The organism is Paenibacillus sp. FSL L8-0502 (assembly GCF_038593055.1).
Lineage (GTDB): Bacteria > Bacillota > Bacilli > Paenibacillales > Paenibacillaceae > Paenibacillus > Paenibacillus polymyxa_D.
In genome coordinates this window covers 5,740,459-5,766,250 of the sequence record NZ_CP151958.1, presented here as the reverse complement: position 1 = coordinate 5,766,250, position 25,792 = coordinate 5,740,459, and the positions used below count along the sequence as shown (strand labels likewise).

The window sequence follows — 25,792 nt, the reverse complement described above, 5'->3', positions numbered from 1 at the left end:
GAACAGTCATGCCTAAATTTCTACAAAAACGCTGGCACGGCTATCAGACGGTCTGGGCGTTTTTACTGCTGCTGGTGCTTGTCATATGTATTTCCATGTACAACTGGGAACTGGGTGTGATGGGACTGCTGCTATCATTCTTGCTCGGCGGGCTGATGCTGAAGACGGAATTGGATTTTCGTCGGGAACTGAATCAATATATCAGCGGTCTTTCCTTCCGGATCAAGCGGGTGGAAGGGGAAGCGATTAGTACATTGCCGTTCGGCATCATTTTATACAGTGAAAATCGAACGGTAGAATGGCACAATCGGTTTGCCGGGGAGATGTTCGAGGAGCAATCGCTAATTGGTGAGTCTCTTCAAGATTTGTTTCCTCAACTCGCAGGTGCCCTAAGCACCAAAAAGGAAACAAAGGAGCCTGCTCGTGAGCTGAAGGTGGAGCTACAGCATGATGAGCGTCATTATCAGTTTCTGATCGTGCCCGATGAGCGTCTGATATATTTGTATGAAGTAACGGATTTGGCGGTGCTACGCAAGCAGTATGAAAACGAGCGATTGGCGCTCGGTATCGTCATGCTCGATAATATGGACGAGGCTGCTCAGGGGATGGACGATCAGCAACGCACCGCGCTTATTGCGAAGGTGTCAAGTGAGATTACATCCTGGGCTAATCAGTACAATATTTATTTGCGTCGATTATCTTCTGAGCGTTATCTCATTATGCTAAACCATAAAGCACTTCAGGAGCTGGAGCAGAGTCGATTCGTCATTCTGGATACCGTAAGGGAAATGACGGCGGATTTGAAAGTACCGATGACACTGAGTATTGGCTTGTCCTTCGGTGCAGAGAGCATCAAGGAGCTAGGCGAGCTGGCCCAATCCAGTCTGGATATGGCGCTTGGACGTGGGGGCGATCAGGCAGCAGTGAAGGCGGGACAACGCCTGTCCTTTTACGGAGGCAAGTCCAATGCTGTCGAGAAGCGTACCAGAGTACGTGCCCGAGTGATTGCACATGCGTTGCGTGATCTGATGCAGGAGAGCGACCGCGTGCTGATCATGGGACACAAAATACCGGACATGGATGCGGTGGGAGCTGCCATCGGTGTGTGGAAGGCTGCGGCACTTTACAATGTAGAGGCACATATCGTACTCGATAAATCCAATCCGTCTATCGACCGAATGATGGAGCAGGTAAACAAGGATGAGAATCTATCGCAAGCGCTCATGACACCAGAGCAGTCGCTCCAGCTGATGACTGAGCACAGTCTGCTGGTCGTGGTGGACACGCACAAGGCCTCCATGACGATTGAGCCGCGTCTGGTGCAGACAGCTAGTCGGGTGGTTGTTGTTGACCATCATCGTCGGGGCGAGGAATTTATTAACGATTCGGTTCTGATCTACTTGGAGCCCTATGCGTCATCGGCCTGTGAGCTGGTGACCGAGCTGCTGCAATATATTCATGAGAAGGTCCAACTGACACCGCTGGAGGCAACATCACTGCTGGCAGGGATTACGGTGGATACCAAGCATTTTTCCCTGCATACAGGCTCGCGTACATTCGAGGCAGCCGGCTTTTTACGGCGTAGCGGAGCAGATACAGTTATGATCCAGCGCATGTTAAAAGAGGACTTGGATGAATATATTGCTAAGGCGGAAATTATTAAGCATGCTAAAATGATATATGGGCATATCGCAATTGCGGTAACTGAGCCCGGACAGAAAATACCGCAGCTCCTGATTGCTCAGGTGGCGGATTCATTACTCAATATGACGGATGTACTGGCCTCCTTTGTGGTCAGTGAACGTCCTGACGGCCTGGTGGGGATCAGCGCCCGTTCACTCGGACGCATGAACGTACAGGTCGTCATGGAACGGCTAGGCGGCGGAGGACATCTGACGAATGCGGCGGTTCAGCTGGATTGCCCGCTGGAGGAAGCTAAGCGCAGAGTGGTCGACGTGCTGGCCGAAATTGATGGGGAAGAGGGGTTATTTGAATGAAAGTGATATTCATTAAAGATATGAAGGGCCAAGGCAAGAAGGGGCAAATTAAGGAAGTGTCGGACGGTTATGCAGCGAATTTCCTGTTGCCGCGTGGTGTTGCCCGTCCAGCGACAGAAGGAAATATGAAGACGCTGGAAAACCAGAATGCTGCTGAGGAAAAGCGCAAGCAAGAGGAAAAGGAAGAGGCGCAAGCGCTCGGCAAAAAGCTGGAAGAGACAACGGTTCAGCTCAAGGCGAAGGCTGGTGAAGGTGGACGACTGTTCGGCGCGATTACAAGCAAGCAAATCGCGGAGGCAGTAGCTAAAACTGGTATCAAGCTGGACAAACGCAAAATTGAGCTGGAAGAACCGATTCGTACGTTGGGCGTGACTCAAATGACCGTTAAGCTTCATCCTGAGGTCAAAGCTACGCTGAAAGTACAGGTGACTGAAGAATAATTATGGGCGGCGAATTTTTTGATCGGATTCCTCCGCAAAATCTGGAGGCTGAACAGGCGGTTATCGGGTCTATTTTGCTCCAGTCTGAAGCACTGATTACCGCAATGGAGCGGGTGCAGACCGAGGACTTTTATGATAAGGCTCATCAGATGATTTACGAAGCAATGATTGAGCTGGGTGAATCCGGACAGCCGATTGACTTGGTTACGCTGACCTCGAAAATTCAGGACAAGGGACAGCTAGAGGATATCGGTGGTGTCAGTTATCTGGCGAAGCTGGCTCACGGGGTGCCAACAGCGGCTAACGTAGATTACTATGCCCAGATCATTGAAGAAAAAGCGATGCTTCGTCGCTTGATTCGTGCAGCTACGCAGATTGTGAGCGAAGGCTATAGCAGTGGCGAGGATGTCGCTGGTATGCTGAGCGATGCTGAGCGCAAGATTATGGAGATATCCAACGGGCGCTCAGGTAGTGGTTTTATTGCCATCCGCGATGTCGTGATGGAAGTGTTTGACCGCGTTGAATTGCTGCATCAGAACAAGGGCAATACGACTGGGATTCCGTCCGGGTTTGTTGATTTGGACAAGATGACGGCGGGGTTCCAGCGCAATGACTTGATCATTGTGGCCGCCCGTCCATCCGTAGGTAAAACAGCGTTTGCTCTGAATATTGCGCAAAACGTTGCGGTTCGGGCAAAGGAGACAGTAGCCATCTTCAGTCTGGAGATGTCGGCCGCTCAGCTCGTGCAGCGGATGATTTGTGCCGAGGCCAATCTGGACGCGAACGTCATGCGGACAGGTGAGTTTAAAGGCGACGACGATTGGGCGAAGCTGACGATGGGCATTGCAGCCTTGTCAGAGGCGGAAATCTATATCGATGATACACCCGGCATCACTGTGGCGGATATCCGTGCCAAATGCCGCCGTCTCAAGGCGGAAAAGGGACTGGGTATGATCGTAATCGACTACTTGCAGCTTATTCACGGACGAGGCAAAGCAGGCGAGAACCGGCAGCAGGAGGTATCTGAAATCTCACGGACATTGAAGCAAATCGCTCGTGAACTTGAAGTGCCTGTAATTGCCCTCTCCCAGCTGAGCCGGGGTGTGGAGCAGCGTCAAGACAAGCGGCCGATGATGAGTGACTTGCGGGAATCGGGTTCTATCGAGCAGGATGCTGATATCGTGGCGTTTCTGTACCGGGATGATTACTATAATCAGGAAACAGAAAAGAAGAATATTATTGAGATTATCATTGCCAAGCAGCGTAACGGCCCGGTCGGTACGGTAGAGTTGGTCTTTCTCAAAAATTATAATAAATTCGCTAATTACGAGCGTGCCCATTCGGATGCGTTCGCCGGATAACATATTAGTATCATTAAAAAAGGCTCTTTCGACGCGGATTTCGCGATCTCGAAGGGGTCCTTTTTTATAGAATTCACATATTTTCATATAAGGAATGAAACTCTCAATTACGAACAATACTATTTTCATGTAATATAATGTTCGCTTTTTATTTGACTTTAAAAAATGGTGCTGTTACACTTATAGTGCTGCTTCAACGCAGTGGGGAGAACATTACGCCCGGGGCTTTCCGAACCTACGGAATGTCTGCGACGGACGTTTTTTCCTGCTGTCCGAGAGCGCTCCATATCTGCTCGCTCAGGCGGTTGAAGTCGGATATGCGTAGTGTGTCAGCTCAAAATCAGAGTGTCTGTGGGCACTCCACGGAGGAATGAAACATGTCAACTGTAGTCGTTGTGGGAACACAATGGGGAGACGAAGGCAAAGGTAAAATCACGGACTATCTGGCGGAAAGCGCTGAAGTAGTGGCCCGTTACCAAGGCGGAAACAATGCTGGTCATACGATTCTCATTGACGGTAAAAAGTACAAGCTGAGCCTGATTCCATCCGGCGTTTTTTATGAAGATAAAAAGTGTGTTATTGGCAACGGCATGGTCGTAAATCCAGCCGCTCTTATTGAAGAAATTACTTACATTCATGATAATGGCTTTTCCACAAAAAATCTGGTCATTAGTGACCGCGCACATGTGATTATGCCGTACCATATGACGCTGGATGTGCTGGAAGAAGACCGCAAAGGTCCTAACAAAATTGGTACTACCCGTAAAGGGATCGGCCCTGCTTATATGGATAAAGCTGCACGTAACGGTATTCGTATTGCTGATTTGCTGGATGCAGAGGAATTCGAAAAGAAGCTGCGCCATCAAACGAAAGAAAAAAATCAAGTGATTGAACAAGTATATGGCGGCGAGCCATTGGATGTAGAAGCAATACTAAAACAGTATCTGGAATATGCTGAATTTATCCGTCCTTATGTAGGAGATACATCTGTCGTGTTGAATGATGCAATTGACGCAAATCAAAAGGTACTGTTTGAAGGTGCGCAAGGCGTTATGCTTGATATCGACCAAGGTACGTATCCTTACGTTACGTCCTCCAACCCGTCGGCTGGCGGCGTATGTATTGGTTCCGGTGTGGGACCATCCAAGATTCAACAAGTCATCGGTGTAGCTAAATCGTATACAACTCGTGTTGGCGATGGACCCTTCCCAACTGAGCTGAACGATGAAGTCGGCGATTACATTCGTGAAACAGGTCATGAGTACGGTACGGTTACAGGTCGTGCTCGTCGTGTAGGCTGGTTTGACAGCGTCGTTGTGCGCCATGCCCGTCGTGTCAGTGGATTAACGGGTCTTTCCCTGAACTCGCTGGACGTATTGACTGGCCTGAAAACGGTGAAAATTTGCACAGGTTACAAGTACCGCGGTGAGGTGATTACGCATTATCCGGCTAGCCTGAAAATGCTGGCGGAGTGCGAAGCGGTATATGAAGAAATGCCAGGTTGGAGCGAAGACATCACTGGCGTGAAAACGCTGGAGGAACTGCCTGAGACTACACGCAATTACGTACAACGCGTGTCTGATCTGACAGGTATCCCAATTGCTATTTTCTCGGTTGGGCGTAATCGTGATCAAACGAATCAGGTGCTTCCGATTTATTTGTAGGACAAGAATGATATAGCTATTAATACATGTTCAAAGAGAGAGGCTGTTAGCAGCCTCTCTCTTTTTTTATTCTGTGAAGTGTTAAATGGTATCTTTCCCTTTACATAATCTTATCTTCCTTGTCGATTTGTGATAACAAACCCTCTCTATAATCCAAATAGAAAAGAGATTTGGACGTCTAGACGTCTTGAGAGGGATGAATTATGAACTGGTATCTTCGCTCACTCGGCACACGCAAAATTGTTGAATTCATCGTGCTTATCATTTTCGTCATCTTTTTCCTGGGGCCTCTGACCAATCTCCTCCTCTTGGCGGTTTCAGGAAAATGGCAGTATCCTGCACCGCTCCCGCAGAGCTTGTCACTGGAATGGTGGAAGTTTGTACTTACCCAGGATGATGTAGTCAGCTCGATTTCCCTATCCTTCCTGATTGCGATTACCGTTACGGTCTGCTCCATTATCGTATGTATTCCTGCTGCTTATGCCTTTGCACGAATTTCTTTCCCGCTCAGTAAGTGGTTTCTTTTCTCATTCCTGCTTACACATGCTTTTCCGAAAATGGGTTTGTATGTGTCCATTGCCGTACTGTTCTACCAATTCGGGTTGATGAACACTTTTGCAGGCATTGTGCTCATCCATATGGTAAACACACTCATGTATATGACCTGGATTCCATCCTCTGCCTTCCGCAGCGTACATCGTGCACAGGAGGAGTCGGCGCGGGATGCTGGAGCCGGACCCTTTCGGGTGTTCTGGAAAATCACCTTTCCTATGGCGCTGCCCGGCATTGTGGTTGCCTCCATCTTTACCTTTCTTGCTTCACTGGATGAAGCACAGGGGACACTTCTTGTCGGAACGCCGGACTATAAAACAATGCCAGTCATCATGTATTCCATCATTGCTGATTATCCGAGCACAACAGGTGCTGTTTTCTCAGTCATTCTTACCCTGCCAACGATCATTCTGCTATTGGCAGCCAAGCGTTTTGTAAGTGCGGATGTCCTGGCAGGCGGATTTCAGGTGAAGTAACGTAATTGGTCAAAAGAGGAGTTTACAAAATCCTGAAAAGGGAGCCTAAACTAATGCCCATTCAATTATCCATTCAAGAGTTAACCAAGCGCTTCAAGACAGGAGACGGAGTCAAAGGCATTTCACTTGACGTGATGAAGGGAGAGCTGGTGACACTGCTGGGACCTTCCGGCTGTGGTAAAACAACCGTGCTTCGCTCCATTGGCGGTTTTTTGGACCCGGACAGTGGCGACATTCAGATTCAGGGTAAAAGCGTACTCAAGCTGCCGCCCGAAAAACGTCCGACGGCTATGGTGTTCCAAAGCTATAATTTGTGGCCGCATATGACCGTGTATGACAACCTGGCTTTCGGGTTGAAGATTCGAAAGGTGAAGAAGACAGAAATTGACCGTCAGGTGAAGGAAGCGCTAGCGCTGGTTCGGCTAGAGAGCGCAGAGCGTAAAACGCCGGGACAGCTCTCGGGAGGTCAGCAGCAGCGGGTAGCACTCGCTCGGGCTTTGCTGCTAAAGCCTGATGTATTGCTGCTGGACGAGCCTTTTTCCGCGCTTGATGCCAAATTGCGCATGGAGATGAGAGAGGAGCTGCGTGATATTCAGACCCAGACAGGAATGACGATGGTGTTCGTCACCCATGATCAGGAGGAGGCGCTGTCCATTTCCGACCGAATCGTCGTTATGAATACGGGCCGGATTGAGCAACTTTCTTCGCCGCAGGAGATTTATGACAAGCCACAGTCCCTTTTTGTAGCGGGTTTTATTGGCCGTATCAATTTATTAAAGGGGGTGAGCACAGGTCGCAGTGTCTCTGTGAGCGGAATACCGTTTGCACAAGAGCATGAATACACAGGTGAATCCATGGTTGGTGTAAGACCAGAGGATATTGTTCTGACGACGGAAGAAAATGGTTCTCTAGCCGGAACAATCAGACAAGTGATGATTCTAGGGCATTATGCGGAAGTTTCGCTGGATAGCGGTACCCATCATCTGAAAATGTTTGTGCCGCGTGAACGAGCGGCCGAGCTGCGCAGTGGAGAGCACATCAGATTCAGCTTCAGTAAAATAGTTACTTTTCCAGCAGCACAGTGAAGATTCACGATCAACCTCTATATCGCATCAATGTCCGTCACGAACGCATCATCTGATGATGCTGCGAACTTGTGCAACTATCTAAAGGAGGCAACAACGTGTTTGGGAAAAAGAATATGGGTCTGGTTTTGGCAGGGGTACTTAGTTTATCGTTGTTGGCTGGTTGTGGTAACGGCGGTAATGCCGCCACGGCTACAGGGGAAGCCAAGTCTACAAAAGCGGGGGCCGCTACGGGAACGACGGAGATTTCCTTGTACACTGGAGGGTCTCTGAACGTCAAAGAGCTGTGGGAAACGTTAATCAAGGACTTTGAAGCTAAAAATGATCACGTTAAGGTCAAACTGGTGTATTTGCCAGCAGGAACCGGAGGTGCATCTACACTGGATCGTCTGATTGCAGCCAAGAAAAGTGGACAAACCGATACCGATATCGACCTGTACGAAGGCAGTCTGGATGACATCACCAAAGGGGTAGGCGAGAAACTGTGGGAAACGGTAGACGCCGCCAAGGTTCCAAATTTGAAGAATGTGGATGAAACGTATCTCAAGCAAGTCAACAATCAGGCCATTCCATACCGTGCCTCTTCGGTTGTCCTTGCCTATAATAGTGCAAAAGTAGCGACGCCTCCGAAAACAGCCGACGAGCTGTACACGTGGATTCGCCAGCATCCGGGCAAGTTTGCTTATAACGATCCGTCTACGGGTGGGTCAGGCAGCTCGTTTGTGAACACGGTGATCTATAATTTCCTTCCGCCAGAGGCGATGAACAGTGATGATCCGGCAAATATGAAGAAATGGGATCAAGGCTTCTCACTGCTCAAGGAGCTGGGCCCTTCAATGTACCAAAAAGGAGTCTATCCTAAGAAGAACCAAGGCACGCTTGATATTTTGGCGAGTGGAGAGGTTGATATGGTTCCAGCCTGGTCTGATATGGCGCTCGAGCAGCTGGCTAAAGGGCTACTTCCAGACACGGTGAAGCTGACACAGATCGACCCTGCTTTTACAGGAGGCCCTTCTTATCTGATGGTTCCTTCGCTCTCCTCCAAAAAAGGAGCCACTCAGGAATTCTTGAATTATATACTGACGCCTGAAGCGCAAACGGTGGTTATTAATAAAATGTACGGCTACCCGGGGATTAAGTGGAATCTGATGCCAACGGAGCTGCAAGAGAAATTCAACAGTGTATCTTCTGGATACCGCAGCTTTAACAGCGGAGAGCTTCAGCAGGAAATCTACAAACGCTGGCAAAGTGAAGTAGCGGGCGGTTGATCATGAGTTCATTGTCAAGAAGGGGGATGCTGGGGCTTGCCCTGGTCATCCCGTCTTTTCTCATTTTGCTGGTCGTCGTTATTATTCCGATTCTCTATGCCGTGAAGGAAAGTTTGATTGATCAGTATGGAACGGGCTACGGGTTGGCCAATTATATTCGGCTGTTCACGGAACCTGCCATGCGTAGAAATATCATGTATACGATTAATGTCACGTTAGTCTCGACGGCCCTTACTCTGGTCATCAGCTATGCTTTGGCGATTTATCTAAGATTCGGCAAAGGGGTTGTCGTGAAGTGGATAGGCCGGTTGTATTTTATTCCGATGTTTGTTCCCGGTGTAATTGCAACGTATGCGATCATTACCATGTATGGTAATCACGGTTGGGCTGCACGTCTTTTGCTGCCGCTCGGCATTGAAACGATTCCGAGGATTATTTATGACTACAAAGGGCTAGTGCTGGCTAATTTGTGGTTCAACATTCCGTTCGCAACCATGCTGCTCAGCTCGGCACTTGCCAGCATTCCAAACGCTGTCGTCGAAAGTGCCAGAGATGCTGGGGCCAGCACGATGCAGCTGTTTGGTCGCTTTATTTTACCCCTTTCCTATAAAACGATGTGGGTTGCGGTGACCTTCATTTTCATGGGAATCATGGGCAGCTTTACGGCTCCCTTCCTGATCGGTGCCAACTCACCACAAGTGTTGGGTGTTGCGATGCAGCAGGTGTTTTCCAGCTATCAGGAGACGCATACGGCCAGCGCAATGGCAGTATTTATGTTTTTACTGTGTTCTTTTATGGGCTACTTTTATATTCGGACAATGGTGAAGGATGCGGATGCCAGCTAGACTGCCGTCATACACTAAGGAGGTTACAGGGATGAATAGCCAAGCAGAGGTACAAATTACCGGGTTTAGTGGGCGAGTGTGGGAAAAGGATTTGCTGGATTGCGGTTATCGGATTGCCTTACACAAAGCGGAGGTTGAGCTCAGCCCGGGAAACGGGTTCCGGTTTAGGTTCTCCATGCCAGAAGACGGATACGCGGAGCTTGATCTGTTCGCCAGATCAGACAGTGACTGGGCTGCGACAGATCGAGAATCTGCCTTCGTACGCCTCTACCTGAATGAAGCCTATAATCAGGATGTCATTTTGTACTATGGCAGCAGTCAGGGAGTGTATACCCGTTTGTTGGGATACCTAAAAGAAGGCGATTACGAGGTCTATGCTGAATTCCGCGAACTGGAATCGGCTCCGCTTGTATCTCGAGCATGGATTGACGGGGTTGAACTGCGCTGCGTGGCTGATTCCTCTCCAAGATCACTGATTTATCGCCATACCCCGCTTTTATATGGCCGCAATCTGTCACATCCCTATGAGAATCGCTTTACGGATACACCACTTGTTTTGTTCTATTCCATAGAAGTGAACGAGGGGAAGACGGTCATCGAATACCAGATGATGTTCAGCCATGAAGATGAGGGAACGCCCGCGCCGCTGCTTATGAGCAAATGGGGAAGAACCACCGATATCGAATGGATGTACCGCGTCGAGCTAGATGCAGGGGGCAATGTCCTGGAAGCTGTTTTCCAGAGGGCACATCATATTACGACTGCGTTTAATGGCAGTTATGATCTGGGTGGCCATCCTGTTCTCCAATCCGCAACAACCAATGGAAACTTTAAGGATGACATTTCATCGGACTATCGTTTTATGCTGCCGCCTGCTTTCCAGTGGAAACCAGAGGAAGAGCCGCGTGAGGCGGTCATGAGCCGTTTTCCTTTTGTCTATCAGGTCACTGGGTGGGAGATGGAACGTCAGCAGGAGCTGGAAATGCCGTCACAAGCGTCTTCCATTGCACTTGCACACCAGCGTAGCTATGTGTTTATCCAGACTTCCAAACGTCCCTTACGGGATTCAGGCAGAGAATCGTCTCCAGGATTCAGGCCGGGCTTCAATCGGCGCGAGGAAGATGCATGCGTCGATATCCAGCTTCGTCTTCACGGCTCGGAGCAGTGGTATTCATCATGCCACCATGATCTGAGACTCGGGGAGTTTAGAGCCGCTTATGAGGGGGCAGAGTCACATTTTTCTACCACGGTCAAGCTATCTGGAGAGGCTGTGCTTGAGGATATAGCTGAAATTAGAGCCGTATTGCTGGAAGGCGGTGCGGACAGCATGGAAGTGGCTGGACTGTGTGCCTTTACGTTAAACGAGGATAATCTCCCGCAGTTTCCAGGTATTCATACAGACCGGGTGATTGAGCTGACGCGGCTTCAACCCGTAGGTGTTTTATGGACAGCCGACAAAGACGTGTCGGGTGATGAAGGACATCCTGTGAATGATATGGTGAAGCAAGTTGTGGATGAACCGTCCAGCCAGGATGGGCATTCATGAGCAGGCTGCTGTATGTGGAGGGAACGGTCGATAGAACCTGCACCCAGAGCCATATTACGTACTCCTTCCATATTCCGCAGCCGACTGAAACGATTCGTATTCACTTCTCTTACACGCCCAAGTTATTGGAGGATCAAGAGCAAGCACGAGGAATCATTGAGGAAAGCATGTGCAAATACGGATACGACGAGCCGGGGCATTCATCCGATCTATGGAAGAAGTATATACCGCTGCAAAATTTATTAACGCTGTCTGTCGATGATCCTGTCCGTCACCGGGGAAATGCGCACCGTCCCGAGATGCAGCAGGAGCATTGGCTCGGTTCGTCTGCGGCTTCGCCGGGGTTCCTTGCAGGAGATCATCCGGCGGGCATGTGGCGGATTACGGTCAGTCTGCATGCCGTTGTGACCGAGACGCTTGCCTACCAAATTCATGTATTGGGGGAGGAAGCAGCATATGCTTAAATGGATTCCAGCTGAGCTTCACACCCATACGCTTCACAGCGACGGCAAGCACACGCTGGAGGAGCTTGTTCAAAGCGCAGTGGATCTGGGACTTGAATGCATCGCTATGACGGATCACAACACGCAATCGGCACTTGCGGATCAGGAAGGGGTTCAGCGGCAGTTCGGTCTCCCGATCATTTCAGGGATGGAGTGGACGACCTTTTACGGGCATATGCTGACGCTTGGGGTTGACCGCTTTATCGACTGGCGTGTGCTGGGGCCAGATGACATTCATGAGGGGATTCGGCAGGTGCATGAGCAGGGAGGCATTGCAGGGATTGCCCATCCGTTCAGGATCGGAAGTCCGATCTGTACGGGGTGCTTTTGGGAGTACACGATTCAGGATTGGCACGAGGTGGATTATATAGAGGTCTGGTCAACGCTGATGCCATCTATTAAGCGGGATAGCCAGCGGGCGTTTGCCATGTGGACCGATTTGTTGAATCAGGGGTATCGCATCACTGCCGTAAGCGGTCGGGACTGGCATGTATCTAAACCGGATGATTCACTTCCGGCTGTTACATATCTGGGAGTTCATGATGAAGCAGAAGAGCGAGAAGGTTTAGAAGGCCGGGCAGTTGAGGCGATTCGCCACGGTTCAGTGTCAGTTACGATGGGACCGCTACTGACGATGTGGGCGCAGATTAAGGGCAGAGAACATCGTTATCACATCGGCGAATGTATAGAGCTGACTGTAGAGGATCCACTATCTGTGACGGTTCAATTGAATGTAGAAGCAAGAGCAGCCCATTATAATCTCAAGCCTCAGAATCTTCGTCTTCTGCTGACAAGTAGTCAAGGCATATGCTCGGAGATTCAGATCCCTGCCCAAACAGGAGAATATACGCTGTCATTGCAAGACCCGCTAGGAAAGGGCTGGATACGAGCGGAGCTTTACGGCTGCATGGAAGACTGCGTGATGATGATTGCTTTTACGAATCCGATTTATATGGCTTAACACAATAGAAAGGCTGGGCTTCGGACGGTGTCAACAAAACAAGAGAACATAAAGCGGCGTATAGAAGAATATATGAAGGTTAATCAAATGGGTCCGGGGGATCGGCTGCCGTCGGAAACTGCACTTTCCCAATCGTTTCGTGTCTCGCGTACGACGCTACGGGGAGCTATTCGCCAACTGGAATCGGAAGGTAAGTTACTAGTAAAACACGGGAGTGGCACGTTTGCGACTTGCCCGCTACCGAGTATTCCAAGCTCGCTGGACCGCCTGTACAGCATCGGGGACATGATTCGTTCGGCAGGGCTACGGGAAGACGAGCAGCTGGAATCCATTCAGAGAATTTCGGTTTGTCCTCCTGATATTGCCGAACAGATGAGATTTTCCGAGCATGAGCCCATGATTGCTCTAGAGCGTACACGTACTGCCAACGGAGAGGCTGTAGCCCACTCTATAAACTGGATGCCAGAGAAATTAGCCGCTCCCATTTTGGAAGATGACTCTTTTTCAGGCTCGCTTTTTCAGAGTCTTGAGTTCAAGGCGGGGGTACGAATTGTTGGAGCCTATTCCGAGCTTACCGTTCCAAACTATGACGACGCACATATGACACGTCTGCTGAAGCATCCGCAGGCTACGGTATTACTATTGAAGCAGCTTCACTATGATGAAATGAACAGGCAGGTGCTGTATTCCCTCGATTATGTCCGCAGTGACATTTTTCGTTTCTGGGTGCGTCGTACACGCTAATTCAATTAGAATGTGGCATCTCCTATTGAATGGTGCTAGTTTTACATATTTCATGGGTTAAAAATCGTCATATCTCGTCAATACTGATCTATATGCACTTCATGATGATACACAAATGGCAGGATGCGTATAAGGAGGTAACGGGATATGAGGTGGCTTGGATGGCTGCTCAAAAAAGGAATGACGGTCGTGTTGGTTAGCGCACTAACGCTGGCAGTGACAGGTGTAGTCGTTAATGCTTATGTTCAATCGCTGCTACGGCAGTTTAACATTCAGCTTGATCAACAGCCCATATGGGGATTGGGTTGGCTAAAAGGCAGCGCGGGCACTGACCCAAGCACAGACACGGGGAAGAACAAGACGACAGGAAGTGGCTCGGGAAGTGTAACACCGCCTGATGATGCGTTGCCTGTCATGGGACAGGGCTTAGAAGAAAGCGGAAGTGAGGCAGGTGGCGCAGCCAATGGCAAGGTATCTCAGAAGGGGGCTGTGTCGGCCGGAACATCAGGCAACGAGTCACGGAAGCAGGCAGAAGGTACAACTACACCCGAAACGAGTATTGAAGGCCATGATTTAGTGATTACGCCCGACCATTTGACAGAGAAGAAGAACAACTTACCGGCTGCACAGAAACAGGAAATTTTTGCAATTCTGATGAATAAGCTGCCGCCGGAGGAGATGCAGAAAATATCAGCCGCGATGGAAGGCGGTCTCACTGAGCAGGAGCTTCAGGATATTCAGCAGGTGCTTGCGAAGTATTTGACCAAAGAGGAATATAACAAGCTGATGGCTTTGCTTAAATAAGTATTTTACAAAAATCCAATAAGCGACTTCCAATGAACAAGATATAGAGCGAAATGGGTTAGTTTGTCTAGATGAATTCATGGGCAATGCTTATGCTCAAAATAGGACTGTAGAATCCGCGCCATGCGCGGATTTTTTTGCGTGTCAGGAAGTAATTGGGGTGTAGTTGAATTCTTTGTAAAGGCTATGTTAAAGTAAACAGTGTTGTGAAAAGGTTAAATTTTTGAAACCTTTTACGCAACTATGCAATGATAGATAGCGACTAATATCATAGATGCTTGTGAATACAGGCTAAATTCATAGTGTGAAAGACCAATAAAGAACGCATTTATATAGAGATAAGATATGCTGAAAAGGAGAGAGTCATGAAGGTTTTGAGGGAGCAGGATTCACCAGACAGCAGGAATGAAGGCTCAAACGTTGCAGACAAGCCTGCTGTGGAAGCGGGGAAAATAGCAAAGTGGTTGAGCGGTCGGAGAAAATGGTTGAGCTGGACGGCAGGCGGTGTGGTGATTGCAGGGAGTCTTATTTTTGCGAGTAATCAGTATGTCGGAGCTAACACAGTTCCTTATTATAAAGTGTATGTAAAAGGCGTCGAGGTCGGAAATATCTTGAATGAGCAACAGCTTAAGCAGCTGTACGCAACGAAGAACAAACAGTATAAGGACAAGTATCCCGGCGTGGATATGGTGCTTAATACGAGCGCAGTAACGACAGGCATCGAGAAGGCGTATAAAGCGGATATCGACAGCGCAGCCACGCTGAAGAAGCTGGATGGTATGCTGACAGCGTATGCCAAAGGGGTAGAAGTGAAGGTCAACGGACAGACGGTTGGTATTGTAAAGGACAAAGCGACTGCACAGGCGGCTTTAAAGCAAGTACAGAAGAAGTACACACCTGTGGGTGAGGGTACATCTACAGGCATCAAGGGGCTGGTTCGCAAAACATCCGTGGGCAGCAGCCATGCGAGTGCTAGTACTAAAACCCCTAAAGCATGGCTGGAGTCTGCCAGTATCCGTGAGAAAATCGCGTACGAGCCTGTGAAAGCAGACCCGAACAAGGTGCTGACGGAGACTGAGGCAGTCAAAGTGTTGACTGAGGGGCGTGAGGCTCCTATCACGTATACAGTGCAAGAAGGCGATTCTCTGTCGTCGATTGCAACTAAATTTAATATGACCGCTTGGGAGATTAAGCAGAACAATCCCGGCTTGCGTGAGCTGTATTTGCAAATTGGGGACGAATTGAAGCTTACTGCTCCAAAGGCTCCGGTTACGGTGCGAACAGTAGAGAAGGTCGTCGAACAGATTGCCATCGAGCCTGAGGTTGAGATTCGTCAGAGCGATGAACTGAAGGCAGGAGTTACCAAAGTGGTCAGACCGGGACAAGCAGGTCTTAAAGAGATGGACTATCGTTTGACCAAGGAGAACGGTGAGGTCGTGCAAGAGGAATGGCTCGGTCAAAAGGTGCTGCAGCCGTCTATTACTGAGGTGGTTCTTAGAGGAACGAAGGTTGTAGGAGAAGGCTCAGGACAGTTTGCTTGGCCGGTGTCCGACGCATCGATGTCGAGTAGCTTTGGCGCACGTTGGGGACGTATGCATGAGGGTGTCGACTTGGTCGGTAGTGCTGACATTCACGCATCAGATGAAGGCGTGGTATCATTTGCAGGTCAGCAGAATGGATACGGCAATGTCATTATGATCGATCATGGCAACGGCTACCAAACCGTGTACGGGCATTTGAGCAGCATTGGCGTTCATGTAGGACAGGTGGTTCAGCAAGGCGAGTCGATCGGGGTCATGGGGAACACAGGGCGCTCGACCGGGACGCATCTGCATTTTGAAATTCGTAAAGATAATACGCCACGCAACCCAATGACGTATTTAAGATAGGTTGGATGTTTATAACGAGAGTTACATGATTTATGAGGATCAATGAGAAAGGCCATGTTTTTCTGCATGCTTAACAGTAGGTGCAGGCATGGTTTTTTTCTGCGTAAAGAAAAGGGTCTGAAGAAGTAATGGAATGACGCACGGGTATGATAGAATAGAATAAGCATCTTATAGGTACTGACAAACGAAAGTTATTATAGATGATGATCCGTGAAAAGAGGTGAACGCTGTATGCAAGGAACGATTCTGGTAGTGGATGATGAACAGCCCATCGCTGATATTTTGAAATTTAATTTGGAAAAAGAGGGCTATCAGGTGATTTGCGCCTTCGATGGAATCAGCGCGGTGGATATTGCGGTCAAGCAGCAGCCTGATCTGATCCTGCTGGACCTGATGTTGCCGGGCATGGACGGCATGGACGTATGCCGCGAGGTGCGCGGGCATCAGCTCCAGACGCCGATTATTATGCTGACCGCTAAGGACGGCGAAATCGACAAAGTGCTGGGGCTGGAGCTGGGCGCGGACGATTATGTAACAAAGCCGTTCAGCACGCGGGAATTGCTGGCACGGGTGAAGGCGCAGATGCGCAGACAGCAACGCGGCGGGGCAGGCGCGTCGGAAAGCCGACCGCAGGAAGATAAGCAAGGGCTGCGTGTGGGCGACCTCTTTTTTGATACGGATATGTATACAGCTTACAAAAACGGAACACCGCTTGACCTGACGCACCGCGAATATGAGCTATTGCACTATATGGCGAAGAATGCTGGAAAAGTCATGACGCGGGAGCATTTGCTCCAGGCAGTATGGGGCTTCGAATACTACGGGGATGTGCGGACAGTAGATGTGACCATTCGGAGGTTGCGCGAGAAGATTGAGGAGAATCCGAGCAAGCCGGAGACCATCCTGACACGCCGTGGCCTTGGATATATCGTGAGCGGGGGCAAAGGTGGCCTGCGGGCATGAAATGGCTGTCTTTCTTTCGTACCATTCATGCAAAGCTGATTATTATTTATGTGCTACTTATCTTGGTGGCTATGCAGCTGATAGGGGTTTATTTTGTCAGCTCGATGAAGAACTCCCTCACGAGTAATTTTACGCAGGATTTGCAAGCACGGGCGGAGATGCTGTCCGTGCTGGCGGAGCAGGATCTGAGTGGCAGCGACGGCAAAATGGAAGAGGACAGCGTGGAAAGTCTACGTGCACGCGTGAATAATTTATTCGATTTCAGCGGCGCGGAAATTCAGGTGCTGGATGCCAGCGGGAAAGTATTAATTACTTCCCAAGGTTCACACGCCGATTATGTCGGACGCAAAAATACGCAGACAGTAGTCAGCCGCGCACTCCAAGGAATCCGAGATAACGAGGAATACATGGTGGACGAAGATAATGTCCGCAAGAAGGTCGTTGCCAAGCCCGTTATCAGCCAAGGCAAGATTGTCGGCGCGGTATACATCGCCGCTTCGATGACCGAGCTCTACGATACGATGAAACGCATCAACAATGTGTTTCTCTCAGGTATGCTCATTGCGCTTGCGTTAACGGCTGTGCTGGGCGTGGTATTGGCCCATACGATTACGCACCCGATCAAGGTGATGACACGCCATGCAACAGAGGTTGCCGAGGGAAAATTTGACCAGCAGATGCCGGTGTTTGGTGAAGATGAGATCGGTAGGCTCAGCGTGGCCTTTAACTATATGACAGGCCGTCTGCGTGAGGCGCTGTCCCAAAATGAAGAGGAGAAGGAGAAGCTCTCCTCCATCTTGACCAATATGAGCGACGGTGTGGTCGCTACTGATGACAATGGCCGGGTCATTCTGGTCAACCGTCGGGCCAGCGCCATGCTGGGCGTGAACGAGAACGAAATGACCGGCAGGCATATCGCGGTACTGCTGGGGATCGACCCGGAGGAAACCGAGGCCCTGTATAGCGGTTCTTCGGCCTCCACGCTCTTGCAGCTGGAGCCAGCTGGTCAGGATGAACCCATCGTCATTCGTGTGACATTCACGCCGATTCATCGGCGGGAAATCGGCATTACGGGGACGATTGCCGTGCTCCAGGACGTGACGGAGCAGGAGGAGATGGAGACGACACGGCGGGAATTCGTAGCGAATGTGTCCCATGAGCTGCGCACTCCGTTGACGACCATCCGCAGCTACGCTGAAGCGCTGGATGACGGCGCGATGGCTGAACCGCAGCTTGCAGAGCGTTTTGTGGGCGTGATCCGCAACGAGACAGAGCGTATGATCCGGTTGGTTACGGATTTGCTGCATCTGTCACGGCTTGATTCCAATGAGGCACCTTTGCGGATGCAGCCGGCGGATGTGATGGAGATGCTGGACGAAGTCGCAGATCGGTTTTCTTTTCAAATGAAGCAAAAACACATTCGCTCAGGGATGTTCGTAGAGCAGGGAATCGGTAAAGTCGTGATCGACCGGGACCAAATTGGGCAGGTGTTGGACAACCTGATGTCCAATGCGCTGAAATATACGCCAGATGGCGGAAGTATTCGGATCGAAGCTCGCCGCAACAGTGAAGGAATGCTGTCTATTTCGGTACAAGATACCGGAATTGGTATTCCCAAAAAAGACCTGGACCGGATTTTTGAACGGTTTTATCGTGTAGACAAGGCGAGATCGCGCAATATGGGCGGCACGGGACTGGGACTGTCGATTGCCCGGGAAATTGTAAAGGCGCATGGGGGCCAGATTTTTCTGGAGTCGGAATACGGTCAGGGAACCTGCACGACCTTTACACTACCCATGTCGAGTGAAGGGAGGGAAGCACAGTGAAGGAACGTTTGAAGTCCTGGACGCTTATTTTGCTGGTTGCTTCCAGCCTGGTACAGACTTACTTTTTGATTTACCGCCTTCCAGGCAGTGATTCTGTACTCACTTCAGAAACGAATTATGTCAAAACCGAAAGCATGGGGCAGGAGGAAAAGATTGAGAACCTCGTGTTTCCTGATAAAATGCTAATTCACCAAGGTGATAAGAAGCATACCGTTTTTTATCCGGGTGTTACTTTTTACGATTTAATTTATACACGGCTGGAAAGCCGAAGCTTTAACAACTTTCAACGTCGAAGTATTCAATCGGCGGACTGGGCACAGATTCGCAGCCAAAATGAAGGCATTGAATTATCCTTTTCAGGCGGAGTCCCGGTTTCATTACTGGAGCGGGTTATGCGTCTGACGCCGGATTCGGTGTTTCAGGGAGAAACGATTAACCGCATTTGGATCTATATAGACGAAAAGAATGCCAAGCCACACGCGCTCTTTTTCAGTGCCAGAGGCGATGTGGTGTATGAGGCGAACCAGTTCGATATGACGGTAGAGGACATCCGCCAGCATGTGAATTTCGGTAAAAATGCCCCGTTGTACGAGCTGGTGAATAATCAGTACTACATTCCCGTGGATGATCTGGAAACTACGCAGCCTGTAGTGTATGCTGGATTGTTTACGACAGAGCAAATGCAGCGGAATTTGTTTTTCGATCCGGGGATTACGCGTAATATTCAGGAGAAGGACGGCTCCCAAATTTATACGGATAGCAAACGTAGTCTGCAAATCAAGCAGGAGCAACGTTGGATGAGCTATACCGATCCGAGTGCGCCAGGAGCGGGTGGAAGCAGCCCGATTAGGGATGTGCTGGCCGCAGTTGATTTCGTGAATCAGCATGGCGGTTGGGATGCTTCGTATCAGCTGAAATTGAGAAGCAGTGATGAAAATCGTACATCTGTGATGTTTCAGCAGTATTATGGTGCTTATCCAGTGCTCGACACACCATCGTTCCGCTTTGGTACGATTTCGCTGCAAATCCAGCAGGAAACGGCTTCTGTCTATGAACGTTCGTTGCTGTATCTCAAGGGAGGAGAGCAATCCTCGAAGAAGGTTATGCTGCCGGGCGGCGAGCCTTTGAAGAAGCAACTGGAGACTGTAGGCAAAGGGAAGACGATTCGAGATCTGACTCCCGTATATCAACCGGAGCTGACCAATGATGGATTGAAGCTTGCTCCTGAATGGCGCGTTACGTTCGGTGACGGTTCTGTTGCAGAAATTCTTGCTGTTCCTGTAACGACAGCATCCAACACAACACAAACGAAGCCAGACCGGGAGACAAAGAGGTGACAGGAAGGGGGAACGGGAATGGATTGGAGCCGCGCCAAAAACGTATTGATCTGTACATTTTTGCTGCTCAATGTGGTATTGGGTTACCAATTGTGGCATGATGCGCAGGAAACGGCAGGGCCGAGTCTGGATTTTACTTCATTGGATGAAAATACGCAGCGTTTAATGGAAGAGAAAAGCATTCAGGTGCTGGCTCCGATTCCCGGCGATACCCCGCAGCTGCCTAAACTTTCTTACACATACGTTCATAGTGGAGAAAAGGATGATCGTGTGCAGCTGGTGAAGCCAGTGGATAGCAAACTGGTATTCACCCATGATGCGCTAGTGGAGGCATTGGAGCCACAAATCAAGGATATCGATAACTTTCAGTACGATCCGCTGGATGTTCAGGAGGAATTGGCATCCGGACAAGCAGATGCTTTTGTACTTCATCCGCTGGTTCAGGGCAAATGGCCGCTATTTAATGTGAAGCTGGCTCTGTTTTATAGCAATCAAAAGATTACAGGGTATCGCAAAATTAAGGTCGAGCTCCAGCCTTCGGATGAGGCAAAGAAAATGCTGCCTGCGTCCAAAGCACTGGCAAGGCTGATCGACGGCTATTTGCCGCGTGATACGATTGTGAAGGATATCCGGCTCGGTTATTACGGACAGACCTTTAACTCCGATAGCCAGGTGGCTGCCCCCGTGTGGCGGTTTATGCTGGATAACGGGAAAGGTGTGTATTATGTGCAGATGAACGGAGATGTCATTAGTCCAAAGACAGAACATACAGAAGGGTCTTGAACAGATATGGGGATTTCATTTACCGTGCTGTCGAGCGGTTCGACCGGCAACGCTACCGTAGTGCGGAACGAAGACACGACATTGCTCATCGACGCAGGTCTCAGCGCGAAGCGTATTGACGAATTGCTGAAAGAACGCGAGCTGAGTGGAGAAGAGTTGGATGGTATTTTGGTCACGCATGAGCATTCCGATCATGTTAAAGGACTAGGCGCCATGGCGCGTAAATATAATTTACCTATATATGCTAACGAGAAGACATGGTTTGCCATCAGCAATGCTGTTGGGCAAATTGCAGATGATAACCGTAGAATATTGGAGACAGGCGCAACGCGGGAATTTGAATCATTACGCGTGGAGTCTTTTGGTATATCCCATGATGCGGCCGAGCCTGTAGGATATAGCTTTTATGATGGGGCGGAGAAGCTGAGTGTAGCGACCGATCTTGGCTATGTCAGCGACAAAGTGAAACAGGCGATATCAGATGCGGATGTATTGGTGCTGGAGTCTAATCATGATGTGGAAATGCTGCGTATGGGTCGTTATCCGTGGAACATCAAGCGCCGTATTCTCAGCGATATCGGTCATTTATCTAATGAGATGGCGGGCGCGATTCTTAGCGAGCTGCTGACAGGACGGACGAAGCGAACGTATTTGGCACATTTGAGCCGCGACCACAATATGATGGAACTTGCGAAGCTGACTGTGCGTGGGGCGATGGAAGACCGCGGCTGTTTTTACAAGGATAGTGAGTTTCGATTGTGTGATACGTACTATGATCGTCCTACACCTTGGGATAAGGTAAGTGAGCCATAAAGCTGTCCAGCTCGGCGGCTTTGCGTTCTACCTCTTCACGGGTCACTACGCCTTTGTCCACCAGTAGTTCAATCAATGTACTTAGCGCCAGTGTATTGCGGTAATGCTCGTCTTTCAAATCCGCCAGCTTGGCAGCCATGCGAACTTCATCCATAGCCGAACGATGTGAATTCATCATATATTCCTCCTAAAAAATATTTTAGAAATGGCGTGCAATGAGCTTGGTTCTGCCTGTGGTTTTGCTAAGTGCTGTGATACAATAAAGCTAACAACGGAAAGCTTTCTGAAGGAAGGCTCTCATCGAAAGTATAGGCAGCTTTAAGCGGACGGGAACAGGCCAGAACGTCTCTATGAGACGATCATTTTGTAATAGAATAGAAGACTTGTTACTATTGTAGTCCATTGGTTTGGAAATCATTCCTCTTTTTTCCTCTATTCGGAGTCAGATTCGGCGTGTATGCTAATTTATGAGATTCGGTTGCTTAGGAAGGCACCATTTGTGGTGATTAATAAGTAGGCCGGAACGATTGGTTGCTGGATTCCGATGATAAGGGATATTCAATCCATTTGAGATGTTCAACGGAGCAGGTTCTCTGTAGCATAGGTTGGCGCAAGCCCGAATAGCCCTAATTTTTTAGTGAGTGTCGGTGCATGACAACGAAGGGGAGAGGATTAGCATGGGCTTGTTTGAGGACGATTTTTATTCAACGAAGGTATCCACACGTGCGGCTAAAAAAATGGCATTTAAGGCACGCCGTGGAGGACGGGGACGTTGGCCACACAGGAAGCGTGGAGTAAGTCCGGTGCAAGCTGCTGTCATTAGCGGTGCAGTCAGTGCAGTGATTGCCGTGCTTCTGTTCAGTTTTATTACAGGTCTGCCCTCCACTACAGCGGTAAGCGGAGCCAGTCACTATCCCTTGCGGCAAGCAGCGGGTGACCCGTATGACCGGATTGTGCAGGCGGCAGCCAAGGTGCGCCCAGCCGTCGTTAGCATCGTGAATCTGAAAGATGAAGAGGGTAAAAGTACGGAACAATCCGCGCTTGGATCGGGTGTCATTTTCCGAGTGAGTTCGGGCAAAGCCTTCATTATGACGAATAACCATGTGGTCGAAGGATCAGATGATCTGGATATTGTAACGGTAGACGGTGTCAGAAAAGAGGCAAAGTTGATCGGGAAGGATCGCATTAGTGATATCGCGGTACTGGCAGTTGACGATAAAGGCATTAGCACAGTAGCGGATATCGGCGACTCCAGCAAACTTCGTCTGGGTGAAACGGTCATTGCTATTGGCAACCCGCTTGGCTTGGGAGATACGCTTACCTCCGGTATAGTAAGCTATACGAATCGCATCATTCCGATTTCCATTAATCAGGATGGGGTATATGACTGGGAGCAGCATGTCATCCAGACCGATGCGGCGATTAATGAGGGAAACAGCGGCGGCGCGCTGGTCGATCTGGACGGACGTGTGATTGGCATCAATACGATGAAAATCGCTGATACTGGTGTTGAGGGACTTGGTTTCGCTATTCCCGCCAATGAGGTAATGAAAACGGTGAATGAACTGGTTGAGGACGGCAAGATCACCCGCCCTTATCTGGGGGTATACACGGTCGATCTCAATAATGAATATGCACCGCTGGATGAAACTCAGCGCAAGGAGCTCAAGCTGCCGGACAGCGTGAAGAATGGAGCAGTCGTTCTGGAAGCCCACGGTCCTGCCAAGGAGGCTGGCTTGAAGCTGAACGATGTCATTACAGCGTTTGATAGCGAACCGATTAACTCTACGCTTGATTTGCGTCGCTACTTGTACGATAACAAGAAAATTGGCGATGAGCTGAAAGTTACTTTTTACCGGGCAGGCAAGGAAGAAACGATGACGTTAAAATTAACAGATAAGCCGGAAGGCTAAGGTATGATTATAGGCTTAACTATAAAAAGGCGTTCACCGGCTTAGTTCCGGGAACGCCTTTTTCGATTTTCTGCTGCGCCTTAGATTAAGATGTCGTTCCCGTTACACGGGTTCCGCTCTTAGTGATCTTGTATGTCACCACATCGCCGCTCCAAAAATGGAACTTCAGCGTGACTTCACCATCTTTTACACTATTAAAAAATTCAGGCAATAGCTTGATCCCATTGGCATCATAGGCAGGGGAAAAGGTATTGCCAAATTCTTTATAAGGTGTCCAATCCTGTGGACCGGCATTACCACCATTCGTATACACGGCTTCCATCGTGGCAAGCTGGCTACCACGGAAGTCTGTTGGAATGGTAAAGGCTTGAGTAGTCCCTTCGACAGCACTTAATTTTGGGGTATCATACACGACGACTCTAAAATTCCAGTCTGCCCCCTTGTTAAACTTAGCGGTAATGGCGGCATTCTCCCCATATTTACCGGAAGTGGTCAGGCTGGTGAGCAAGCTGGCTTTGAAGGTTAATATGTCTCCGCTCAGCGTATAGTCGGTGCCCTGTGTTAGTTGCTTGCTGTTAGCACTGAGTGTGTTCAGCTGATTGCCGTTCAGGTTTAAGGTGACCTTGGTGTCCTGAGCAGAGGTGCCTTTCTTCAAGTGAATGAGGTCACAGTCTGCATTGGAGGAGCGTCCTTTTAGGCTGGACTTAATGACATTAAAGAGTTCAGGGTCAGACCATTTGTACGTTGTGCGATTAAAATGCTGGCCGTTATCCCAGAGTATGCCTGTTATTTTCTTCTCCTTCATATAATAGGTCAAAAACTCGAAGAATTTTAGCTTTTCGCCCTGTTCAATCACGCCTGTATGTTTATCGAAGCCGAGCAGGCCATATTCACCGACAATGACCGGAATCCCCTTGGCTACAAAGGTGTTATAGACGTTATCAAAGGTTTGGATGATATCGTTTTTAGTATCTTTATCAAAAGTAGTATGGCCTGCAATATTTACACTGAAAGGCCAATAACCATAATAGTGGACGGTGGCAATCAGGTTGGGATCGTTCAGCTTGGTTATCGTGTTGTACAGCTCATTGATTTTGGTCTGAGCAGGTGCGGTGTCCAAACCAGGCAGAACAAGGGGACGAGTGGCATTTTTACCGCCAGAAGCACGGACAATTTTGTGGAAGGATATATTCAGTTCCTGGAGCATCTGGTTCATTTTCGCTTCATCCGTAGTCCCTCCTTCGGAGAAACGAGGTTCGTTAATGCTTTCAAACATTAGCTTGTTAGGCTGATCTTTAAAGCGCGGGGCAATTTGTGTCCATAATGCGTTATAGCGAGCCAGCACCTCATCATGTTTGGGTTCCATACTGCTTACCCACGTCCATGAATCATGATGGACATTGATCATGACGTACAGATTGGCGTCCAGTGCCCAGCGAACAACCTCTTCCACACGGTTCATGTAGGCGGACTCAACGGTATAGGTTGGTGCGGCTCCAATGTGCTTATCCCAGGTGACGGGGATGCGTATGCTTTTGTACCCTTGGGCAGCAATTTGCTGAATCAACGCCTGAGTAATGCGCGGATTACCCCAGGCTGTCTCATCTGCCCCGACAGCATCCAGAGAATTTCCCAAATTCCATCCAGGCTGCATGGCTTCCACATACGATTGCAGGCTGCTCGCAGCCGCAGCTTGCGGTGCTTGTCCGTCAGATTCGGCAGCAGCGGCAACGGATGCGAACGTAGATAATAATAGGGTGATGGCAAGCGTCAACGACAGTAATGAAACGGGTCTTCGTTTTAACATAACAGGCCCCTTTACAAAGTTATTTTTGAAAGCGCTTTCTAATAAACACTACCACACTATTTGAATATGGAATACCTGTATAATTTATATAAAAATCATGTGTTAATTAGATATTTTAAATTTGTAAGCGTTATTATTGAAAAAATACAGAAATGAGTGTAGAATCTATGGCCCTACGTGGATTGTAGTATAGCATCGGATTTGTAAATACAAAA

General features: G+C 49.1%; 22 protein-coding genes. 20 read left to right on the top strand and 2 right to left on the bottom strand.

The annotated features are described in order from the left end of the window. The first annotated feature begins 8 nt into the window (after positions 1-8). The 19 genes from NSQ57_RS25300 (at position 9) to NSQ57_RS25210 (ending at position 21,857) form a co-directional block, all read left to right on the top strand. Positions 9-1,997, top strand: a complete 1,989-nt coding sequence (locus NSQ57_RS25300) for a DHH family phosphoesterase (RefSeq protein ID WP_342425481.1) — start codon at positions 9-11, stop codon at positions 1,995-1,997. Continuing rightward, positions 1,994-2,437 carry a 50S ribosomal protein L9 gene (gene rplI, locus NSQ57_RS25295; protein ID WP_013312788.1) on the top strand — a complete coding sequence of 148 codons (444 nt, stop codon included), beginning with the start codon at positions 1,994-1,996 and terminating at the stop codon, positions 2,435-2,437. The genes NSQ57_RS25300 and rplI overlap by 4 nt, the downstream gene beginning before the upstream one ends. Before the next feature lie 2 nt (positions 2,438-2,439). Then, the gene (gene dnaB, locus NSQ57_RS25290; protein WP_013373892.1) at positions 2,440-3,798 is read left to right on the top strand and encodes a replicative DNA helicase; all 1,359 of its coding nucleotides are present in this window, start codon (positions 2,440-2,442) and stop codon (positions 3,796-3,798) included. A 377-nt stretch (positions 3,799-4,175) separates the two neighbouring features. Continuing rightward, positions 4,176-5,462, top strand: a complete 1,287-nt coding sequence (locus NSQ57_RS25285) for an adenylosuccinate synthase (RefSeq protein ID WP_029518946.1) — start codon at positions 4,176-4,178, stop codon at positions 5,460-5,462. Between the two features lie 203 nt (positions 5,463-5,665). Continuing rightward, on the top strand, positions 5,666-6,490 hold the full coding sequence (locus tag NSQ57_RS25280) for a carbohydrate ABC transporter permease (protein WP_069012367.1): 825 nt from the start codon (positions 5,666-5,668) through the stop codon (positions 6,488-6,490). A gap of 53 nt (positions 6,491-6,543) precedes the next feature. Further along, the gene (locus tag NSQ57_RS25275) at positions 6,544-7,575 is read left to right on the top strand and encodes an ABC transporter ATP-binding protein (protein WP_342425480.1); all 1,032 of its coding nucleotides are present in this window, start codon (positions 6,544-6,546) and stop codon (positions 7,573-7,575) included. A gap of 98 nt (positions 7,576-7,673) precedes the next feature. Then, on the top strand, positions 7,674-8,843 hold the full coding sequence (locus tag NSQ57_RS25270; protein ID WP_209950126.1) for an extracellular solute-binding protein: 1,170 nt from the start codon (positions 7,674-7,676) through the stop codon (positions 8,841-8,843). Between the two features lie 2 nt (positions 8,844-8,845). Then, positions 8,846-9,688, top strand: a complete 843-nt coding sequence (locus tag NSQ57_RS25265; RefSeq protein ID WP_318627809.1) for an ABC transporter permease subunit — start codon at positions 8,846-8,848, stop codon at positions 9,686-9,688. A 31-nt stretch (positions 9,689-9,719) separates the two neighbouring features. Then, positions 9,720-11,234, top strand: a complete 1,515-nt coding sequence (locus tag NSQ57_RS25260; protein ID WP_342425479.1) for a hypothetical protein — start codon at positions 9,720-9,722, stop codon at positions 11,232-11,234. Beyond that, complete coding sequence (locus tag NSQ57_RS25255; RefSeq protein ID WP_029518940.1) at positions 11,231-11,698, top strand: hypothetical protein; 468 nt, start codon at positions 11,231-11,233, stop codon at positions 11,696-11,698. The genes NSQ57_RS25260 and NSQ57_RS25255 overlap by 4 nt, the downstream gene beginning before the upstream one ends. Beyond that, on the top strand, positions 11,691-12,698 hold the full coding sequence (locus NSQ57_RS25250; RefSeq protein WP_029518939.1) for a CehA/McbA family metallohydrolase: 1,008 nt from the start codon (positions 11,691-11,693) through the stop codon (positions 12,696-12,698). The genes NSQ57_RS25255 and NSQ57_RS25250 overlap by 8 nt, the downstream gene beginning before the upstream one ends. 27 nt (positions 12,699-12,725) lie before the next feature. Further along, the gene (locus NSQ57_RS25245) at positions 12,726-13,442 is read left to right on the top strand and encodes a GntR family transcriptional regulator (RefSeq protein ID WP_029518938.1); all 717 of its coding nucleotides are present in this window, start codon (positions 12,726-12,728) and stop codon (positions 13,440-13,442) included. Between the two features lie 147 nt (positions 13,443-13,589). Further along, positions 13,590-14,246 (top strand): hypothetical protein, encoded by a 657-nt coding sequence (locus NSQ57_RS25240; RefSeq protein ID WP_029518936.1) that lies wholly within the window; start codon positions 13,590-13,592, stop codon positions 14,244-14,246. 365 nt (positions 14,247-14,611) lie between these two features. Beyond that, on the top strand, positions 14,612-16,135 hold the full coding sequence (locus tag NSQ57_RS25235; protein ID WP_340933790.1) for a M23 family metallopeptidase: 1,524 nt from the start codon (positions 14,612-14,614) through the stop codon (positions 16,133-16,135). A gap of 231 nt (positions 16,136-16,366) precedes the next feature. Further along, positions 16,367-17,098 carry a response regulator YycF gene (gene yycF / locus NSQ57_RS25230; protein ID WP_025723159.1) on the top strand — a complete coding sequence of 244 codons (732 nt, stop codon included), beginning with the start codon at positions 16,367-16,369 and terminating at the stop codon, positions 17,096-17,098. Beyond that, complete coding sequence (gene walK / locus NSQ57_RS25225) at positions 17,095-18,924, top strand: cell wall metabolism sensor histidine kinase WalK (RefSeq protein WP_342425478.1); 1,830 nt, start codon at positions 17,095-17,097, stop codon at positions 18,922-18,924. Before yycF ends, walK begins: the two co-directional genes overlap by 4 nt. Beyond that, positions 18,921-20,261, top strand: a complete 1,341-nt coding sequence (gene yycH, locus NSQ57_RS25220; RefSeq protein WP_342425477.1) for a two-component system activity regulator YycH — start codon at positions 18,921-18,923, stop codon at positions 20,259-20,261. The genes walK and yycH overlap by 4 nt, the downstream gene beginning before the upstream one ends. Before the next feature lie 18 nt (positions 20,262-20,279). Further along, positions 20,280-21,044 (top strand): two-component system regulatory protein YycI, encoded by a 765-nt coding sequence (yycI, locus tag NSQ57_RS25215; RefSeq protein WP_029518929.1) that lies wholly within the window; start codon positions 20,280-20,282, stop codon positions 21,042-21,044. Positions 21,045-21,050: 6 nt separating this feature from the next. Further along, positions 21,051-21,857, top strand: a complete 807-nt coding sequence (locus NSQ57_RS25210) for an MBL fold metallo-hydrolase (RefSeq protein ID WP_029518927.1) — start codon at positions 21,051-21,053, stop codon at positions 21,855-21,857. Here the strand turns inward: NSQ57_RS25210 and NSQ57_RS25205 are convergent. After that, entirely contained in the window at positions 21,826-22,032 is a 207-nt protein-coding gene (locus tag NSQ57_RS25205) for a hypothetical protein (RefSeq protein ID WP_025723164.1), read from the bottom strand. The genes NSQ57_RS25210 and NSQ57_RS25205 overlap by 32 nt on opposite strands. A 502-nt stretch (positions 22,033-22,534) precedes the next feature. On the opposite strand from NSQ57_RS25205, the gene NSQ57_RS25200 reads away from it, so the two are divergent. Continuing rightward, positions 22,535-23,770, top strand: a complete 1,236-nt coding sequence (locus NSQ57_RS25200) for a trypsin-like peptidase domain-containing protein (RefSeq protein ID WP_029518925.1) — start codon at positions 22,535-22,537, stop codon at positions 23,768-23,770. Between the two features lie 85 nt (positions 23,771-23,855). Here NSQ57_RS25200 and NSQ57_RS25195 read toward each other — a convergent pair whose 3' ends face one another. Further along, positions 23,856-25,577 (bottom strand): cellulase family glycosylhydrolase, encoded by a 1,722-nt coding sequence (locus NSQ57_RS25195; protein WP_341071434.1) that lies wholly within the window; start codon positions 25,575-25,577, stop codon positions 23,856-23,858. Between the last annotated feature and the right edge of the window lie 215 nt (positions 25,578-25,792).

Coding starts and splice junctions, on each gene's coding strand:
- NSQ57_RS25300 (WP_342425481.1), top strand. CDS start 9: ATGCCTAAATTTCTACAAAAACGCTGGCACGGCTATCAGACGGTCTGG.
- rplI (WP_013312788.1), top strand. CDS start 1,994: ATGAAAGTGATATTCATTAAAGATATGAAGGGCCAAGGCAAGAAGGGG.
- dnaB (WP_013373892.1), top strand. CDS start 2,440: ATGGGCGGCGAATTTTTTGATCGGATTCCTCCGCAAAATCTGGAGGCT.
- NSQ57_RS25285 (WP_029518946.1), top strand. CDS start 4,176: ATGTCAACTGTAGTCGTTGTGGGAACACAATGGGGAGACGAAGGCAAA.
- NSQ57_RS25280 (WP_069012367.1), top strand. CDS start 5,666: ATGAACTGGTATCTTCGCTCACTCGGCACACGCAAAATTGTTGAATTC.
- NSQ57_RS25275 (WP_342425480.1), top strand. CDS start 6,544: ATGCCCATTCAATTATCCATTCAAGAGTTAACCAAGCGCTTCAAGACA.
- NSQ57_RS25265 (WP_318627809.1), top strand. CDS start 8,846: ATGAGTTCATTGTCAAGAAGGGGGATGCTGGGGCTTGCCCTGGTCATC.
- NSQ57_RS25260 (WP_342425479.1), top strand. CDS start 9,720: ATGAATAGCCAAGCAGAGGTACAAATTACCGGGTTTAGTGGGCGAGTG.
- NSQ57_RS25255 (WP_029518940.1), top strand. CDS start 11,231: ATGAGCAGGCTGCTGTATGTGGAGGGAACGGTCGATAGAACCTGCACC.
- NSQ57_RS25250 (WP_029518939.1), top strand. CDS start 11,691: ATGCTTAAATGGATTCCAGCTGAGCTTCACACCCATACGCTTCACAGC.
- NSQ57_RS25240 (WP_029518936.1), top strand. CDS start 13,590: ATGAGGTGGCTTGGATGGCTGCTCAAAAAAGGAATGACGGTCGTGTTG.
- NSQ57_RS25235 (WP_340933790.1), top strand. CDS start 14,612: ATGAAGGTTTTGAGGGAGCAGGATTCACCAGACAGCAGGAATGAAGGC.
- yycF (WP_025723159.1), top strand. CDS start 16,367: ATGCAAGGAACGATTCTGGTAGTGGATGATGAACAGCCCATCGCTGAT.
- walK (WP_342425478.1), top strand. CDS start 17,095: ATGAAATGGCTGTCTTTCTTTCGTACCATTCATGCAAAGCTGATTATT.
- yycI (WP_029518929.1), top strand. CDS start 20,280: ATGGATTGGAGCCGCGCCAAAAACGTATTGATCTGTACATTTTTGCTG.
- NSQ57_RS25210 (WP_029518927.1), top strand. CDS start 21,051: ATGGGGATTTCATTTACCGTGCTGTCGAGCGGTTCGACCGGCAACGCT.
- NSQ57_RS25205 (WP_025723164.1), bottom strand. CDS start 22,032: ATGAATTCACATCGTTCGGCTATGGATGAAGTTCGCATGGCTGCCAAG.
- NSQ57_RS25200 (WP_029518925.1), top strand. CDS start 22,535: ATGGGCTTGTTTGAGGACGATTTTTATTCAACGAAGGTATCCACACGT.
- NSQ57_RS25195 (WP_341071434.1), bottom strand. CDS start 25,577: ATGTTAAAACGAAGACCCGTTTCATTACTGTCGTTGACGCTTGCCATC.